Annotated in this window: 1 protein-coding gene; it reads right to left on the reverse strand. The window is 42.8% G+C overall.

Annotated elements, in window-relative coordinates:
• Nucleotides 1-404 precede the first annotated feature (404 nt).
• Entirely contained in the window at nucleotides 405-1,616 is a 1,212-nt protein-coding gene (locus tag MO867_RS21880; protein ID WP_252473095.1) for a patatin-like phospholipase family protein, read from the reverse strand.
• Between the last annotated feature and the right edge of the window lie 214 nt (nucleotides 1,617-1,830).

Raw genomic sequence — 1,830 nt, forward strand, 5'->3', positions numbered from 1 at the left:
ATTTTAGGTCTATTCTGTTCGTTTTTACACCGATTTATATGGGACAGCCCTGGGGCTACGAACCTGTAAGGGTGAGTTGGCCTTTTACGGCGATCTAATTGGAAAGTAATGAGACAAAAAAATGGGGTTTCGTATCCGTTGATTAATTGCCTGAGGATTGGTGTTAAAATAGGCAGTAGTTTCTCTTTATGGCGGGCTTTCGAGTCAGCTAATGGAAATTTGATGAGATACCCAGTTATTTTAGATTCGGTGGGATACCTTCGGCAGTATTGCTGCGGTTGCCGGTCCTTCCAGTCTACAAGCTGGGTGTCCAGAAAATCTGGTTCTGTTGGACGTTGTGAGGGTGACAATGTCCTCCTGGTGTCGTCACCCTAGATTTTTGGTTGATAGTTTTTGTGATTTCTCTAAGCTGCCTGTTCCTGTTCCTGTTCCTGTTCCTGTTCCTGTTCCTGTTCCTGTTCTTGGCCGCGGGCCAGGTGGTCAATCACTTGTTGCATTGATTCCTCATTGTTCTTGATGAGTCTATCAGAGTGAATCTCAAGGGAGTCGATGTTGTGATAATCAAAGATTCCGACATGAGGGTCAGCAACCTCTACATTCAGATAATTGTATTTAATTTTCACATTGCTGGAGAGCAGTTTGGCAATCTCAAGCGTATTTAATTGCTGTTCGTCCATTGATCGCTGTACGCTTGATATAGCGTCTCGCGCCCAGCGTATTCTGCCCCAATTTTTCAAGTCTTTATATTTTACTTTGGAGCTTGTCAGTGGAGAGGTTCCAGACCCAAGAATCAGTACATAATAGTTTTTTTGAGGATATTCTTTGATAATATCCAGAAGTGCAACACTCGCCGGGTTGTTAGCTGAAAGACCCGCGTCTGCAAAGTATTTATGACTTACGCTTTCGCTTTTATTCATAAAGCCGACAGGCGGAAATAGTGTGACTCCACTTACAGCGGCTGTAACCAGCTGGTAGAGGCTATTCGTGGGTAATTCACTGGTATCTTCCCCACGGTTTTTAAAGAGGTGGAGTTTGCCGGTGTTTACACTCAGTGACGGGATAATCACATAGTTTTTTAAATCGGTGAAGTTTAGTTCTGGAGAATAATGCTTCTCCATAACTCTGTGTAGGCGGCGGCCAAGATATTTTGGGGAAAAAAGGCCTGACCCAGTTAGCAATTTGTGATACCAAGGAATGGAAAACAAGTAGTTACTTTTTGACTTGTAAAGGTCAATCAATAGGTCAGCTTTGGAGTCCAAGCTACCGTATTTTTTAGCCAGGTGAGTCGAGCGGACATTCAAGCCGGTGACAATCACTGCGCCGGTTGAGACGCCACTGAATACATCGAAAACTTCATCAACCGGTCGGCCTAACTCTTTTTCTAAGTGCTTAATGACATAGAGAGGGATCAGGCCACGAATGCCTCCACCGTCGATTACTAGAATGTTGATCGTGTCTTTATCTCCTAACTGACCGTGCAGATCAATTCCGTTATCAGTGACTGGAGATTGATGAAACGTCGCGCTGGCTGTAAGAAAGTAGTTATACAGATAGGCGCAGACAATTAATGTCAATATAGTCACTGTACATATCATAAAAATATAACTGAGTTCCATTTCTATACCTAAGTCGTATTTACGCTACAAAGTTATAGACAGCATTTTTTTGATATTGACCAGCCTGGTAGGCTGAGTTTTCTGCAAGTGTTAGAATGTCAAAAAAATACAAGGATAATTTTCTTAAGGATTATTTGGTCATTGGTTGTTTCTATTCACGCCTGCATTCAACTCTGAAGTGCATCACCCTTTAGGCTGCTGCAGCAGCCGTATA

It is taken from the genome of Microbulbifer okhotskensis (assembly GCF_023895975.1).
Taxonomy (GTDB): domain Bacteria; phylum Pseudomonadota; class Gammaproteobacteria; order Pseudomonadales; family Cellvibrionaceae; genus Microbulbifer; species Microbulbifer okhotskensis.